The 14,990-nt window shown below is 72.2% G+C and carries 13 protein-coding genes; 5 read left to right on the forward strand and 8 right to left on the reverse strand.

Going from position 1 to position 14,990, the window contains the following annotated elements:
- Positions 1-52: 52 nt before the first annotated feature.
- Positions 53-1,753: a purine-cytosine permease family protein gene (locus ACGFZQ_RS16045; protein WP_393840891.1), complete on the forward strand. Its 1,701-nt coding sequence runs from the start codon at positions 53-55 to the stop codon at positions 1,751-1,753.
- A gap of 16 nt (positions 1,754-1,769) precedes the next feature.
- Here the strand turns inward: ACGFZQ_RS16045 and ACGFZQ_RS16050 are convergent, their stop codons facing one another.
- Entirely contained in the window at positions 1,770-2,366 is a 597-nt protein-coding gene (locus ACGFZQ_RS16050; protein WP_393840892.1) for a TetR/AcrR family transcriptional regulator, read from the reverse strand.
- 198 nt (positions 2,367-2,564) lie between these two features.
- On the opposite strand from ACGFZQ_RS16050, the gene ACGFZQ_RS16055 reads away from it, so the two are divergent.
- Positions 2,565-3,452: an aldo/keto reductase gene (locus tag ACGFZQ_RS16055; RefSeq protein ID WP_393841194.1), complete on the forward strand. Its 888-nt coding sequence runs from the start codon at positions 2,565-2,567 to the stop codon at positions 3,450-3,452.
- A 208-nt stretch (positions 3,453-3,660) separates the two neighbouring features.
- Entirely contained in the window at positions 3,661-4,554 is an 894-nt protein-coding gene (locus ACGFZQ_RS16060) for an alpha/beta fold hydrolase (RefSeq protein WP_393840893.1), read from the forward strand.
- A 13-nt stretch (positions 4,555-4,567) separates the two neighbouring features.
- Here the strand turns inward: ACGFZQ_RS16060 and ACGFZQ_RS16065 are convergent, their stop codons facing one another.
- Complete coding sequence (locus ACGFZQ_RS16065) at positions 4,568-5,884, reverse strand: amidohydrolase family protein (protein WP_393840894.1); 1,317 nt, start codon at positions 5,882-5,884, stop codon at positions 4,568-4,570.
- Between the two features lie 462 nt (positions 5,885-6,346).
- Between ACGFZQ_RS16065 and ACGFZQ_RS16070 the strand changes: the two genes are divergently transcribed.
- Complete coding sequence (locus ACGFZQ_RS16070; RefSeq protein WP_393840895.1) at positions 6,347-7,015, forward strand: AraC family transcriptional regulator; 669 nt, start codon at positions 6,347-6,349, stop codon at positions 7,013-7,015.
- A gap of 189 nt (positions 7,016-7,204) precedes the next feature.
- On the opposite strand, the gene ACGFZQ_RS16075 is transcribed toward ACGFZQ_RS16070, so the two are convergent.
- Both ACGFZQ_RS16075 and ACGFZQ_RS16080 read right to left on the reverse strand, forming a co-directional pair.
- Positions 7,205-8,332, reverse strand: a complete 1,128-nt coding sequence (locus ACGFZQ_RS16075; RefSeq protein ID WP_393840896.1) for an NAD(+)/NADH kinase — start codon at positions 8,330-8,332, stop codon at positions 7,205-7,207.
- Positions 8,333-8,392: 60 nt separating this feature from the next.
- Positions 8,393-8,620, reverse strand: a complete 228-nt coding sequence (locus tag ACGFZQ_RS16080; protein WP_393840897.1) for a response regulator transcription factor — start codon at positions 8,618-8,620, stop codon at positions 8,393-8,395.
- A 230-nt stretch (positions 8,621-8,850) separates the two neighbouring features.
- On the opposite strand from ACGFZQ_RS16080, the gene ACGFZQ_RS16085 reads away from it, so the two are divergent.
- Positions 8,851-11,259, forward strand: coding sequence for a SpoIIE family protein phosphatase (locus tag ACGFZQ_RS16085; RefSeq protein WP_393840898.1), 2,409 nt, complete (start codon positions 8,851-8,853; stop codon positions 11,257-11,259).
- A 32-nt stretch (positions 11,260-11,291) separates the two neighbouring features.
- On the opposite strand, the gene ACGFZQ_RS16090 is transcribed toward ACGFZQ_RS16085, so the two are convergent.
- The 4 genes from ACGFZQ_RS16090 to ACGFZQ_RS16105 all read right to left on the reverse strand — a co-directional run bounded on the left by ACGFZQ_RS16090 (position 11,292) and on the right by ACGFZQ_RS16105 (position 14,970).
- Positions 11,292-12,257: a serine/threonine-protein kinase gene (locus ACGFZQ_RS16090; RefSeq protein ID WP_393840899.1), complete on the reverse strand. Its 966-nt coding sequence runs from the start codon at positions 12,255-12,257 to the stop codon at positions 11,292-11,294.
- A gap of 139 nt (positions 12,258-12,396) precedes the next feature.
- Positions 12,397-13,785 (reverse strand): hypothetical protein, encoded by a 1,389-nt coding sequence (locus tag ACGFZQ_RS16095; RefSeq protein WP_393840900.1) that lies wholly within the window; start codon positions 13,783-13,785, stop codon positions 12,397-12,399.
- Positions 13,786-13,893: 108 nt separating this feature from the next.
- A complete protein-coding gene (locus ACGFZQ_RS16100; protein WP_393840901.1) occupies positions 13,894-14,313 on the reverse strand; it encodes a TIGR03668 family PPOX class F420-dependent oxidoreductase in 420 nt (139 codons plus the stop codon).
- A 15-nt stretch (positions 14,314-14,328) separates the two neighbouring features.
- Positions 14,329-14,970 (reverse strand): phosphoribosyltransferase, encoded by a 642-nt coding sequence (locus tag ACGFZQ_RS16105; RefSeq protein WP_393840902.1) that lies wholly within the window; start codon positions 14,968-14,970, stop codon positions 14,329-14,331.
- Between the last annotated feature and the right edge of the window lie 20 nt (positions 14,971-14,990).

Genomic DNA, 14,990 nt, shown 5'->3' on the forward strand with positions numbered 1-14,990 from the left:
GCGCGCCGCGACTCTTCCGTGCAAACGACCGGGGACGAGAGAGGGCAGAGTCGTGACGGAGATCGTCGGGAAAGAGGCGCCGCCGGCCGTGGCGGACGGCGGGACGGACGGCAAACGGACCTACAACGACTGGGCGAAGAACGACACGCTGGAGGACTACTCGCTGCGCTACGCGCCGAAGTCCTTCCGCCGCTGGACCCCGTACGTGGTGGCCACCACGGCGCTCGGCGGTATCGCCTATCTCGCGGACTTCGCGATCGGCGGCTCGATCGCCATCTCCAACGGCTTCTCCAGCGCGCTGGTGGCGATCCTGACCGCGGCGGTGGTCATCTTCCTCACCGGCATCCCGATCTCGTACTACTCGGCCAAGTACTCCATCGACATGGACCTGTTGACCCGGGGCGCGGGCTTCGGCTACCTCGGCTCGACGCTCACCTCGGTCATCTACGCCAGCTTCACCTTCATCTTCTTCGCCCTCGAAGGCTCGATCATGGCGCAGGCCCTGGAGCTGGGCCTGCACATCCCGCTCGCCGTCGGCTATCTGATCTGCTCGGTCATCATCCTGCCGCTGGTCATCTACGGCATGACCGCGCTGTCGAAGATGCAGGTGTGGACGCAGCCGGTGTGGCTGGTGCTGATGGTCGCGCCGTTCGTGTCGATCGCGATCCAGGAACCGGGCAAGTTCTCGGAGTTCACGCACTTCGCGGGGAACTCGCCCACCGGGTCGAGCATCAGCATGCTCGGGGTGGGCGCGGGTGCCGGTGTGGCGCTGTCGCTGATCGCGCAGATCGGTGAGCAGGTGGACTACCTGCGGTTCATGCCGGACAAGACGCCGGAGAACGGCAGGAAGTGGTGGGCGGCCGTGCTCTCCGCCGGTCCGGGCTGGGTGGTGCTCGGCGCGGCCAAGCAGATCGGCGGCGCCTTCCTCGCCTTCTACATCGCCGGCAGCGTGGGCCTGGCGAAGGCCAACGAGCCGATCCAGCAGTACGTGTCCGGCTTCAAGACCTTCGCCGCGCCCATCGCGCTGGGCCTGGCCACGTTCTTCGTGATCCTCTCCCAGATAAAGATCAACTCGACGAACGCGTACTCCGGTTCACTGTCCTGGTCGAACTTCTTCTCCCGGCTGACCCACCGTCACCCCGGGCGCGTCGTCTACATCTTCCTCAACGTCGGTATCGCGCTGGCCCTGATGGAGGGCGGCGTCTTCGGCTTCCTGAACACCGTCCTCGGCTTCTACTCCAACGTGGCGATCGCCTGGATCGGCGCGGTCGTCGCCGACCTGGTCATCAACAAGCCGCTGAAGCTGAGCCCGTCGTACATCGAGTTCAAGCGCGCCCATCTGTACAACTTCAACCCGGTCGGCTTCGGTTCGATGCTGATCGCGTCGGCGGTCTCGATCGCCGCCTACTTCCACGCCTTCGGGGAGTACGGCAAGGCGTACTCGCCGTTCATCGCGCTGTTCCTGGCGATGGCGCTCTCGCCGCTGTTCGCGGTGCTGACCAAGGGGAAGTACTACATCGCCCGCGTCGACGACCTGGCGGAGCCGCTGCTGGGCGCGGACGGGCTGCCGTCGGCGGCCGTGCTGACCTGCACGGTGTGCACGACCGAGTTCGAGCGGCCGGACGTGGCCAACTGCCCGTTCCACTCGGGGGCGATCTGCTCGCTGTGCTGCAGTCTGGAGAAGGACTGCCACGACTCCTGCAAGAGCGGGCCGGTCGCGCTCGCCATGCCGGCGGTGCGCTCCGCGGACTGACCGGCCCCGTCTCCCCTCACCGCTCCGGTTCGCGCCCCTCGGCGCGGGCCGGAGCGCCTGCGTGCAGGCCGTCCATGAGGAGCCGGATCTGGCGCTCGGCCTGCCCCTTCCAGTCCCCGTCGACGTCCAGGCGCAGCAGGCCGCCCATGGCCCGCACCACGTCACCGGTCTCCATGTCGGACCGGAGCGTCCCGGCGGCGACGCCCGCCGTGAACAGGGTGCCGATCATGTCGTAGACCTTCGCGTACGACTCCCCGCCGTCGGGTCCGGCGCTGCGCAGCGCCTCGGACATGTGCTGCTTCGTCACCAGCAGGCTCGCCAGCCGGCCCATGAACTCGCACAGCGCCCGGTCCGGCGGCAGCGCCGCGAGCAGTTCGTCCCCCACGGCGCACAGCTGGTCCACCTCGTGCTCGTAGGCGGCGAGGACGAGGGACTCCCGGGTCGGGAAGTGCCGGTAGAGGGTGCCGATGCCGACGCCGGCCGCCCTGGCGATGCTGTCGAGCGGCACGTCCTTGCCGGTGCGCGTGAACTCCTCCAGGGCCGCCGCCACGAGCTTCTCCCGGTTGCGGCGGGCATGGGCGCGCACGGGCCGCGCGGGTCCTTGTCCGTTCATGCGGTACTCCCCTCCAGGCCGGTCACCGTACCCGGCATTCTTCCCACTTGCTTACCGGAGGATCCTCCGTTAGCGTCGTTGCTACCGGAGGATCCTCCGGTATCTGTCATCGTACGCACCGCCGACATCGAACGGAGACATGCCGTGGACACGGTTTCTCTCGGTGGCCTCACCACCTCCGCCCAGGGGCTCGGCTGCATGGGCATGAGCGAGGGGTACGGGCCGACCAGCTGGGACGACGCGATCACCACCGTCCACCGGGCCCTCGACCTGGGCGTCACCCTCATCGACACCGCCGACGCCTACGCCTTCGGACACAACGAGGTGCTGGTGGGCCGGGCCATCGCCGGACGGCGCGACCAGGTCCAGCTCGCCACGAAGACCGGCATCGACCGCACGGGCAGCGACACCTGGGTGCTGCGCGGCGAGGCGGGCTACATCAAGCGCGCCTGCGACGCCTCCCTGCTGCGGTTGGGCGTCGACCACATCGACCTCTACTACCTGCACCGGCCGCCGGGGACCGCCGAGATCGAGGAGTCCGTCGGCGCCATGGCGGAGCTGGTGAAGGAGGGCAAAATCGGGCACATCGGCCTCTCCGAGGTGAACGGCGAACTGCTGCGGCGCGCCAGCGCCGTCCACCCCGTCGCGGCCGTGCAGAGCGAGTACTCGATCTGGTCCCGTGACCTGGAGACCACCGTCGGGGACGCCTTGCGCGAGCTGGGCGTGGCGCTGGTGGCGTACTCGCCGCTCGGCCGGGGCTTCCTGACCGGCACGGTCGACGTCGGTGCCCTGCCGGCCGGTGACGCCCGCCGGCGGCTGCCGCGCTTCCAGACGGCGGACAACCAGGCGATCGCGGACGCCATCCGTGCCCTGGCCCAGGCGCGGGACGTCGCCCCGGCACAGCTGGCGCTGGCCTGGGTGCACGCGCGCGGTGCGCGGCTCGGTGTGCCGGTGGTGCCGATCCCGGGGACGAAGCGCGTGAAGTGGCTGGAGCAGAACGTGGCCGCCGCGGGCATCGAGCTGACCGCGGAGGAGGTCGCCACGCTGGACGGGCTCGCCGCGCAGACGGTGGGCGGCCGCTACTGAGCACCGCCGCGACCGCCCCTGACCGGCGCCCGCGCGCCGGTCAGGGGCCGGGCCACGGTCCATGGCCGGCCGAGGCGACGGGCCACGCACCCGCTCGCGCACGGCGGACGAGTCGGCCTGTGACCGCCCTCACACAACCCGGTTCGAACTTCTCCCGCGCCCCGGCGTCCTGCCGTCGTCACCACGAACCGCCGGACACGGAGAAGCCATGACCACGCCCCTGACCGATCCCCTCACCACCGGAACCCACACCGTCGAGGTCGACGGTCTCCTGCAGCGCTACCACGTGCACGGCGCCGGGCCGGTGTGCGTCGCGCACTCCGGGGGGCCGGGCATCGCCTGGGAGTACCTGCGGATGCCCGAGCTGGAGCGGCATCTCACGGTCGTCTACCCGGAGCCGGTCGGCAGCGGCGGCTCCGACCGCCTGCCCTCCCACCCGCACGGCTACAGCCGGGCCCGCTACAGCCGGTTCCTCGGCGCCCTGATCGAGCACCTCGGCGTCACCGGGGTGCACCTGCTGGGCCACTCGCACGGCGGCTTCGTCGCCCAGTACCACGCCCTGCACCACCCCGAGCGCGTCGCCGGGGTGATCCTCTACGACAGCCTGCCGGTGACCGGCCCCGAGCACGTCGCCGAGACCGTGCGCCAGGTGGAGGCGTTCGCCGCGCGGAACGCCGGCCACCCCGGGCTCCCCGAGGTGCTGGCGGCCTTCCAGGCCATTCCGGCCGTCAGCGGCGACAGCGAGCACACCGCGGTCGCCCGGGGGCTGTTCCCCGCGTACTTCGCCGACTACTGGGGCCGGGAGGCGGAGTTCGCCCCCCTCCGGGCGGCGGTGACGTCCACCCACATCTCCGGTCTGGACGAGGACCTCTCCCCGGTCGTCGTCGACGACCGCGCCGACCTCGGCCGGCTCACCGTGCCCGCCCTCGTGCTGGCCGGCCGCCACGACTTCATCTGCGGAGTGCGCTGGGCCGAGGAACTGCACGGGCTGATCCCCGGCTCGGAACTGCTGATCCTGGACAACAGCGGGCACTTCGGCCACATCGAGGAGCCGGCGGCCTTCGCCCGGGCGGTGACGGGCTTCGTGACCAGCACCCGCTAGGAAACCCGGTCCGTCAGACGATGCGTGCCGCCGCCTCGGCGGCGGCACGCTGCGCGCCCCCGCGGTCGACGCGGACCGTCTCCCCGTCCTCGACCACCGGCTCGCCCGCGACCCAGACGTCCCGGACCCCGCGGGAGCCCGCCGCCCACATGAGGTTGGCGAGCAGCCGGCCGTCCTCGACGTCCAGGCCGGTCGCGAAGTGCGGCCCGTCCACGGAGATGTGGACCATGTCCGCCCAGTTCCCGGGCCGCAGGGCGCCGATGTCCGTGCGGCCCAGGGCGGCGGCGCCCACCGAGGTGGCCATGAGAAAGGCGTCCGCGGCGGTGAGCGCCAGCGGGTCGCCGGTGGCGAGGCGGCTGAACATCATCGCGAGCCGCGCCTCCTCCCACAGGTCGAGGTCGTCGTTGCTCGCGGGCCCGTCGGTGCCCAGGCCCACGGTGACGGACGCGGCGCGCAGGGCGTGCACGGCGGCCGTCCCGGAGGCGAGCTTGGCGTTGGAGCCCGGGCAGTGGGCGACCCCGGCGCCCGATTCGGCGAGCAGCCGGATGTCGGTGCCGGACAGGTGCACGGCGTGGGCCGCGAGCAGCCGCCCGTCCAACAGGCCGGTCTCCCGGAGGAGTTGCGGGACGGAACCGTGCCGGGCGCGCTGTTCGACGTCCTCGGCGAGGGTCTCCGCGACATGGATGTGCACCAGGGCGCCGCGCCGGGCGGACTCCTCGGCCGTGACGTGCAGGGCCTCGGGCGGCAGGGTGTAGGCGGAGTGCGGGCCGTAGCAGAGCTCGATCCGTTCGCCCGGGCCGAAGCGCAGGCCGTCGGCGTCGATCCACTTGCCTGTCCCGTCGACGGCGCTGCGCCAGCCGTCACCGGGCCGGTCGAAGTAGGCGGGCGCGAGGAGCACCCGGCTCCCGGCCTCCAGTGCGGCCTCGGCCACCGCCTCGGCGTGCGCGTACATCTCGGCGCTGGTGGTCACGCCGTAGCGCTGCATCTCGACACAGCCGAGCAGCATGCCCGCGTGGGCGTCCTGCGCCCGCATGCGGGCCTCGGCCGGCCAGACGGCGTCCTGCAGCCAGGACAGCAGCGGCAGGTCGCCGCCGAGTCCCCGAAGCAGGGTCATCGGGGAGTGCGCGTGGGTGTTGACGAGTCCGGGGGCGAGGATGCCGGTCAGCAGGGTGCGCGGGTGGGCGTCCGGGACCGGGGGCGCGGCGGCGGCCGGACCGCAGTAGGTGATACGGCCGTCGGGGCCGACGTCCACCGCCGCGTCCCGGAGCACGGAACAGGACGGGTCGGCGGGCAGGACGACGGGGGCGAGGAAACGTCGTGAAACCGTCACGGGGGGGCTGTGTCCAATGCGTCGCGGGTCGTTCGGTCGGACTTCGGTGAACTCGGACTTCGGTGAACTCGGACTTCGGTGAACATGGACAAGACGCCGGACGGGCCCACGAGTTCGGCCGCCGCGGTGTGAGACCGGTCACGCGGCGGTGCCGGAGCACGCCCCAACGGCCCTCGCCCGGGGCAGCTTACGATGAGGCGTGTACTCCTGGAGCGAAGCCCTCACCCTGACCTCGGCCGGCGACTGGGACGAACTCTTCACCGGCCTGCACGGCGCCAGCCGGATCAGCGTGCCCGACCACGAGGCCCCGTGGAGCGCCCGCCTGGAGTGGCAGCAGTCGACGGCGTACGGCCTCGCCCTGTGTGCCGGCGGCCGGGAGGTGGTGCGGCGGGAGTCCCGGCACATCCGCTCCGACCCCAGGGGAACGTACGAACTCCTGGTCCGCTCGCCGGTACGGCCTGGGTGGAGCAGGGTCCGTCGGCCGCGGAGATCCGGCCCGGCAGCATGGTGCTGTGCGACATCGACCGCCCGATGCGGTTCGCGCACGACGCGGACTTCCTGTCGATCGCGTTCATCATGTCCGGCACGGACGTCGCCGCGCGCAGCCCGTTCGCGGCCGGCGAGCCGCGGATGCTGGGTGCGGACCGTGGACTGGGCCGGATCGTCCGGCAGTTGACCACCACGCTGCACGAGGAGCGCGAGCAGCTCTCCGAGCGCACCTTCGACATCGCCTGCGACCGGCTGCTGGACCTGATGTGCCTGGCCGCGGAGGGCGGCACCGACACGGCGCCCGCCGGGCAGCGGGCGACGGTCGAGGCCGCGATCCGCCGTCATGTCCGGCAGCACGCCTGCGAACCGGACCTGGACGTGATCGCCATCGCCCGGGCGCTCGGCTGGTCGGTTCACTACGTGCAGCAGGTGCTGCGGGAGTCCGGCACGACGGCCCGCGACCTCATCCGCCGGGAACGGCTGCACCTGGCCCGGGCCCGGCTGGCCGGCGGGAGTTGGGCGGCGCACTCGATCGCGCAGATCGCGTACTCCTGCGGCTTCGCCAGCCACGCGTCGTTCGCGACCGCGTTCCGCTCGGAGTTCGGCATGACACCGAGCGCGGCCCGGCGGGGCACCGTCTGAGACACCGGGGCGGGCGGCCGGGCTGCCCCTGAGACGCGGGCGGCCGCCCGTGCCGGTGCGGTGGTCAGCCGCCGGTGGCAGGGGCGACGCAGTTGGTCAGCCGCGGACGGCGGGGGCGGCGCAGTGGTCAACCGCGAGCGACGAAAGCAGCCCAGTGCCCAGCCGCCGGCAGCGAGGGCGGCGTGGTGGTCAGCCGTGTCCGGGGGCCGGGGCGACGTCGCCCTCCTTCACCTCTACGCACGGCTCTTCCGGTTCGGCGTTCAGCAGGCTGACAGGCAGCAGGGAGAGGTGGGCCATGTCGCCGGGCGGGGGCGTCCGCGTCGACCACAGGGGCGCGGGGGTGCCGTCGGCGACCGCGGCGGGGGCGTCGGTGAGGTTCATGCGCTCGCGCAGCCGGCCGTAGAAGTCCATCGGCGCGAGCCGGACCACCCGCAGCCGGGCCGGGGCGGCGTACACACCGATCCAGTCCCCCGGCCCCAGGACACCCCGCACCTGTCCGTCGACGCTGACCGCGGCCTGCCCCGAGCGCTCCAGGACGCGCAGGCCGACGGCCTCGTCCGGGGCGGTGACGACCGACCTGTTGAACATCATGTGCGGGGCGACCGGCGTGAAGACGAGCGCGTCCGCGCACGGCGAGACGACCGGACCGCCGGCCGCGAAGCTGTAGGCGGTCGAGCCGGTCGGCGTCGCCACCAGCAGCGCGTCGGCGGAGTAGGAGGCGAGCAGCCGCCCGGAGACGTACACGCCGACGGACACCTGGCGGTCCCGGGACAGCTTCTCCAGTACGACGTCGTTGACCGCGGTGATGTGCAGGGGCACCCCCCACTCGGTGTCCTCCTCGCAGTCGGTGCGTACCTCGGGCGGCGGCAGCAGCGGCCCGCGGCCGTAGCGCATCAGCTCCTCCATGTCGGACGGCACCTCCAGCCGGCGGGAGGCGCGCATGGTGAGCAGCATCCGGCTGTCGACGGTGAACCGGTCCTCGCGGATCGCGTCCAGCGCCTCCCGCACCGAGCAGGCCGCCACCTCGGTCAGGAAGCCGACCCGGCCCAGGTCGACGCCGAGGACCAGTGCGTCGTGGTGGGCGGCGAGCCGGGCGCCGCGCAGGAAGGTGCCGTCGCCGCCGAGGGTGACGATCAGGTCGGGATCGCCCGCGGCCGCGACCTCCTCCCCGGAGCTGTGCCGTCCGCCGTCGTGCCAGACGTCGATGTCCGTGCACCGCACGCCGTGCTCCGCCGCCCACGCCCGTACGGCACGGGCGGCGTCCACCGCCTCCGCCCGGCCCCCGTGCACCACCAGTCCGAGCCCGTTCACCGTCATCTCCGCCTCCAGGACACCGTGCCCAGCCGTTGTTCCCACGCTGTCACGGCCGGGCGGATCTCACAGGCCAAGAGAGATGGCCAGCCGGGTGAGCTCGGCCGTGGTGTTGATGTCGAGCTTGGCGCGGATCCGGCGGAGGTAGGCGTCGACGGTGTGCCGGGAGAGCCCCATCAGGCGTGCGGCCTGCAGGTATGTGCAGCCCGCGGCGATGTGCTTCAGCGTCTCGCGCTCACGCGGGGCCAGCGCGGCGGCGGTCTCGGTGTGCTGGGTGACAACGGCGAAGCTCATGAGGATTCCCTTGCCGGATTGACCGATAACGGCGATTTGTCCGTTTACAAAACCCTGACAAGCCGACGTCATGACGCTGTCCGCCGTCCGTCACAGGCGTGTCACAGGAACCCCGGACGAGCGTGACCACGGCGGCCGGGTGGTACCGGCGGCGGATTGGTGCTCCGTGTCGGCCGGGACCATCCTGGGAGAAGAGCCGGCCGTGCAGGTTCCGCGAAGGATGAGCGGCGATGGAACGACGTCCCACCCCTCCCAGCAACCGGGCGGGGACCCACGCCGTACCGCGGGGAACGTACACAGCCGCGGTCACGGTCGACGAGCGAGGTGCCGTGACCGGCTGGAGCGACGGGGCCAGGCTGCTGCTGGGCTACCCGCCCGCCGAGATCCTGGGGCAGCAGGCCGTCCGGCTGCTCGCCGAGCCGGACGGGGACACCTGGCGGGAGGCGACCGCCGGCCCGCGGTGGAGCGGGACCGCGGCCCTGCGCCACCGCGACGGGCACCGGCTGGACCGGGACGTACTCGTCCACCGCCGGCCCTCCGGCGATCGGGCGGGCGGCACGGAGTGGCGGGTGGTGTCCGCCGTCACCGGGCCGCCGGCGGCCGCCGTCGACCGGACCCTCGGGGAATGGGCCTTCGACCAGTCCCCGTGCGTCGCCGCCGTCTTCGACGACGGGCTGCGGCTGGCGCTGGCCAGCGTCGGGATGCAGCGCAGCCTGTCCCTCGCCGAGGGCATGATGCGCGGGCTGCGGCTGACCGACATCGCGCCGTACGAGGGCGGCACCGAGGCCGAGTCCGGTATGCGGCGGATCCTGGACGGCGGCGGTCCCGAGGACGTCCGCCTGCGCCTGGACCCGGCCGACCCCGAGCACGAGTGGCACGGACGGCTCGCCCCGCTGACGGACGCGGACGGGCGGGTGCGGGCGGTGACCCTGACCGCCCACTCCGATCCGTCCGAGCAGCTGGTATGGCGGCGGATGCTGCTGCTGAGCGACGCCGGGGTGCGGATCGGCACCAGCTCCGACGTGCAGCGCACCGCGCGGGAGCTGGCCGACGTCGTCGTCCCCGCCTTCGCCGACGCCTGCGCCGTGGACCTGCTGGACGCGGCCGGGCCCGGTGCACCCGACGCCGACGGCCGGGTGCTGCGACGAGCGGCCGTACGGGCGGCGCCCCAGGGCCCGCCGCTCCCCCATCCCTCCGGCGACGTGCTGCGCTGCCCGCCCTGGTCGCCGTCGGGCCGGTGTCTGGCGGAGGGGCGGGGCACGGTGTACGCGAGCGACGACGAGATCGTGACCCGCTGGACGCGGGAGGATCCGCTGGCGGCCGCGTGGATCCGGGACAGCGGGGCGCACTCGCTGATGGCGGTGCCGCTCCGGGCGGGCGGCACCACGTTCGGGGTGGCCCTGTTCGGACGGAGCCTGCGCAACGAGCCGTTCGACCCGGACGATCTGTGGGTGGCCGAGCAGCTGGCGGCCCGCACGGCCACCAGCATCCACGGCACCGAACGCGCCCAGCGCCAGCACACCACCACGATGACCCTCCAGCGCAGCCTGCTCCCGCAGACGCTGCCCCAGCAGGCGGCGCTGGACATCGCCACCCGCTATCTGCCCTCGGTCAGCCAGGCCGGGGTGGGCGGCGACTGGTTCGACGTGATCCCGCTGTCCGGGACCCGGGTCGCGCTCGTCGTGGGCGACGTGGTCGGCCACGGCATGCGGGCCGCCGCCACCATGGGCCGGGTCCGCACCGCCGTCCGCACCCTGGCCGACGTCGATCTGCCGCCCGACGAGCTCCTCAGCCACCTGGACGACCTGGTCGTCCATCTCTCCGCCGAGGAGGCCGGCGCCGACAACGCCGAGGAGACCGCCGGCGGGGTCGGCACGACCTGCCTGTACGGCGTGTACGACCCGGTCACCCGCCGGTTCACCGTCGCCCGGGCCGGACATCCGCCGCCCGCCGTGGTCACCTCGGGCGCCGTCCACTTCCTCGACGTGCCGGCCGGGCCCCCGCTGGGCCTGGGCGGGCTGCCCTTCGAGTCCTTCGAGACGGAACTGCCCGAGGGCAGCCTGATCGCCCTCTACACCAACGGCCTGCTAGAACCCCGCGACCACGACATCGACGAGGCCCTGGACAAGATGTTCACCGCGCTCGCCCGCCCCGCGCAGAACCTGGACACCGTCTGCGACCGGGTCCTGACGACCATGCTCACCCACCGCCCCGACGACGACATCGCCCTGCTCGTGGCCCGCACCCGGGCCCTGCACTCCGACCGGGTGGCCACCTGGGAACTGCCCTTCGACCTCGCCGCCGTCGCCGACGCCCGCAAACAGGCCACCGGCCAGCTGATCGCCTGGCAGCTGGAGGAGGCCGCGTTCATCACCGAGCTGATCGTCAGCGAGATGGTCACCAACGCGTTCCGGTACGGCCGGCCGCCCGTCCGGCTCCGGCTCATCCACGACGAACACACCCTCACCTGCGAGGTCTTCGACTCCAGCAACACGGCCCCGCACATGCGACGGGCCCACACCTACGACGAGGGCGGCCGCGGCCTGCTCCTCGTCGGCCAGCTCACCCAACGCTGGGGCACCCGCCACGCCACCACCGGCAAGACCGTCTGGGCGGAACAGTTCCTCACGGAGGACTGAGGGTCCGGCGGACCTCGGGGCCTGGGGCCGGCCTAGGGACCGAACATCGGGCGGGCCCAGGTGGGCGGGCCGGGGGTGGGCGGGCCGGGGGTGGGTCCGGTGTCCCGGCGGACGGTGGGGGTCCGGTCCGTGGGACGGTCCGACGACGCCGGTTCTCCCGGTACGACTCCGTACGCGGCGAGCCGCAGCGCGCCCACGAACTCCAGGCAGGAGCCGAAACGGTCCTCGGGGGCCTTGGCCAGCGCCTTGTCGAACACCTCGTCCAGCCCCGGCGGCAGCCCGGACCGTACCTCGCTCAGCGCGGGCGGCCGGTCGTACTGGTGCGCCCACAGCAGCGCGATGTCCTCGTCCCGGACGAACGGCGGTCCGCCGGCGAGCATCTCGAAGACCACGCAGGCCAGACTGTAGAGGTCGCACCGGCCGTCCACCGGGCGGCCCGAGATCTGCTCCGGCGCCACGTAGTCGAGCGTGCCGACGAACTCGCCGACCGTCGTGAACCCCGTCAACGACAGCGACTTCTTGGTGAGCCCGAAGTCCGTGAGGTAGACGTGCTCCGGGTGGTCGCTGTCCGTGCCCCGCGCCACCAGCACGTTGCCGGGCTTCACATCCCGGTGCACCAGGTCGTGCTCATGGGCCGCGTCGAGCGCCGAGGCGATCTGGGCGGCGATCCGCAGCGCCGTGGCCACCGGCAGCACGCCCTCCTTGTCCAGGAGTGCGCGCAGATCCGGGCCGGACACGTAGCGCATCGCGATGTACAGCACGCCGTCCGTCTCGCCGGCCTCGAAGATCGGCACGATGTGGGGGTGGTCGAGGGCGGCCGCCACCCGTGACTCGTGGGTGAAGCGGCGGCGGAAGGTGTCGTTGCGGGCCATCTCGGGGGCGAGCAGCTTCAGGGCGACGGTGCGGTCCAGGCGCAGGTCCGTCGCACGGTAGACGACGGCCATGCCGCCCCGCCCGATCTCGCCCTCGACCTCGTAACCCGCGATGCGCGTCGCCATGGCATGTCCACCCCGTAGCGTGTCAAACCTTCCCAAATAGTATCCAGCGTGGCGGTGTCCCGCCTGGGCGGCCGGCGCACACACAAAGGAGCGGTGGGCGAAGGCCGGAAGACCTTCACCCACCGCTCAGACACACACCTCAGCCGACGAGAGCCGCCGGGTCACCACCGGCACCCTGGTCCGTGCCGGCAGGAACACCACCCTGGTCTGCCCCGCCACCCTGATCCGTGCCACCACCCTGGTCGGCACCGCCCTGATCGGCGGGCTGGTCGGCTCCGCCTTGGTCGGCGGGCTGGTCGGCACCACCGTCATCGGCAGGAGCGCCACCCTGATCCGTACCGCCACCCTGGTCAGCACCGCCCTGATCGGCAGGCTGGTCAGCAGCGCCACCCTGGTCGGCACCACCGTCATCGGCGGGAGCACCACCGTCGTCAGCCGGAGCACCACCCTGATCCGTACCGCCCTGCTGGTCAGCGCCACCCTGCTGGTCGGTCCCGCCCTGGTCGGTCCCGCCCTGGTCGGTCCCGCCCTGGTCGGTGCCGTGATCGGTACCCTGATCGGTGCCGTGGTCCGTGCCGTGGTCCGTGCCCTGATCGGTGCCTTGATCCGTACCGTGATCGGTGCCGTGGTCCTTGCCCTGGCCCGTCCCGTGGTCCGTGCCCTGATCGGTGCTGTGGTCCTTGCCCTGATCGGTGCCGTGGTCCTTGCCCTGGTCCGTACCGTGATCCGTACCGTGATCGGTCCCCTGATCGGTGCCCTGATCCTTGCCCTGATCCGTCCCGTGATCCGTGCCCTGATCGGTGCCGTGGTCCTTGCCCTGGTCCGTCCCGTGGTCCGTCCCGTGATCGGTCCCCTGGTCCGTGCCGTGATCCGTCCCGTGGTCCGTGTCGTTCTCGTGGGTCCCCGTCGTCTCCGTGCCGTCCGGGCCCTTGGCCGGGGGCTGGCCGTGTTCGTTGTGCTTGCCCTTGTCGTCCGGGTGTTCCTTGTCGTGCTTCTCCACCCACTCGGGCTTCTTCCAGCTGTCGCTGCCCCAGTGGTCCCAGTGCTTCTCGTGCTTGTTGTGCTCCCAGTAGTTGTACTGGCGATACGAGTCCCAGTAGTAGTACTTGTGGTGCTTGTGCACGACGTAGTAGCAGTCGTGGTGGTGGTCCCAGTAGTACTTGTGGTGGTTCTTGACCACGTAATAGCAGTCGCGGTCCCAGTCCCAGTAATACCGGTGCGAGTCGACGAGGTAGTAGTAGCAGTGGTACTTCTCGTCCCAGTGGTACTGCTTGCCGTTGGACCAGCACGAGTACACGCGACCCTGCATATGGCGCGCCGGCGGCTTCTTGCCGCAGTTCTTCTTCAGCTCCTTGGACAGGTGGGCGCCGGCCACCGGTGCCTTCGGCATCGGCGCCGCCGTGGCCACCGCGGCCGGAAGGACCACGCCACCGGCGACCGCCACCGCGGAGGCCAGGACGGCCGCCGCACCCAGGCGGCGCTTCGGACGGGCATTCCCGCTGCCGGCGTTGCGCATTTCGCGGATCATTTCCTTCTCCTCCTGAAAGCGAATCGGGCTCGTGCTTCCAGTAGGCCCGCGGCGCGCGGCAGGGTCATGTTCCGACAGCTCGGGACTTGACACGCGGAAATTCAGCGTCTAAAAGTCGGTCGCCTGCCAGCCGGTCCAGTGTGAGACGGTCACGAATACGACCGGACCGCTCGGCGGGCGTTCCCGGTACTGCGGGTATTTCTCGCGCAGTGGCTCGATGAGTGCCGCGTCGGCGGGAATCACCCGCGCTTCTCCGTCCGCCCGGACCCACCACAAGTGGTCCCAGTTCTCGTCGTATTCGTCCACGAGCAGGCTCACGGACGGCTGTGCGGCGATGTTGCGCAGCCGTTTGAGCCGGGGCGTGGTCTTGGGCTTGTGGTCCACGGCGGTGACGATCCCGTCGCCGCCGTGCCGCGCGAAGACGACCGGCACCAGATGCGGGCGGCCGGACTCGTCGACGGTGGCGAGCCGCGCCACCCGTGCCGCGGCGAACCGCCGACGCGCCTCACCCTCGCCCAGTTCCGGCACGGCATCCCCTCCCCGTCAGGCTCCGCGCAGCGCGTCCAGCACGTCGGCGTCCGTCAGTTGTGCGAAGTCGTCGTACCACTGGCCGACCGCGCTGAACACGGCCGGCCGGTACGGGCAGACGACGAGGTCGGCCTCGGCGGCGAGCGCGTCGAGGGAGTCGGGCGCCCCGACGGGGACGGCCAGCACGGTCCTGGCAGGGCCTCGGCCCCGCACGTGGCGCAGGGCGGCGCGTGCGGTGGAGCCGGTGGCCAGGCCGTCGTCGACGACGATCACGGTACGGCCGCGCAGCTCGGGTGCCGGCCGGCCCTGCCGGTAGCGGCGCTCGCGGCGGCGCAGTTCCCTCCGCTCCCGTTCCACCACGGGGGCCAGGGAGTCCTCGTTCATGCCCAGGTGGGCCAGGGTCGCCCGGTCGAGGAGCGGCGGGTCGTCCCCGGCGATCGCGCCGAGGCCGAACTCCTCGTGGTGCGGGGCTCCGATCTTGCGTACGACGAGCACGTCGAGCGGGGCCGACAGCTCGCGCGCGACCTCTGCGGCGACGGCCGCACCGCCCCGCGGCAGCGCCAGCACGATCGGGTCCGGCAGGCCGCCCTCGTCGCTCAACTTCCCCAGTACGGCGGCGAGTTCGCGACCGGCGTGGGTGCGGTCCCGGTAGCGCACGGCTCGTCCTCTCCGGTCGG

It is taken from the genome of Streptomyces sp. NPDC048254, from assembly GCF_043201895.1.
Classification (GTDB): domain Bacteria; phylum Actinomycetota; class Actinomycetes; order Streptomycetales; family Streptomycetaceae; genus Streptomyces.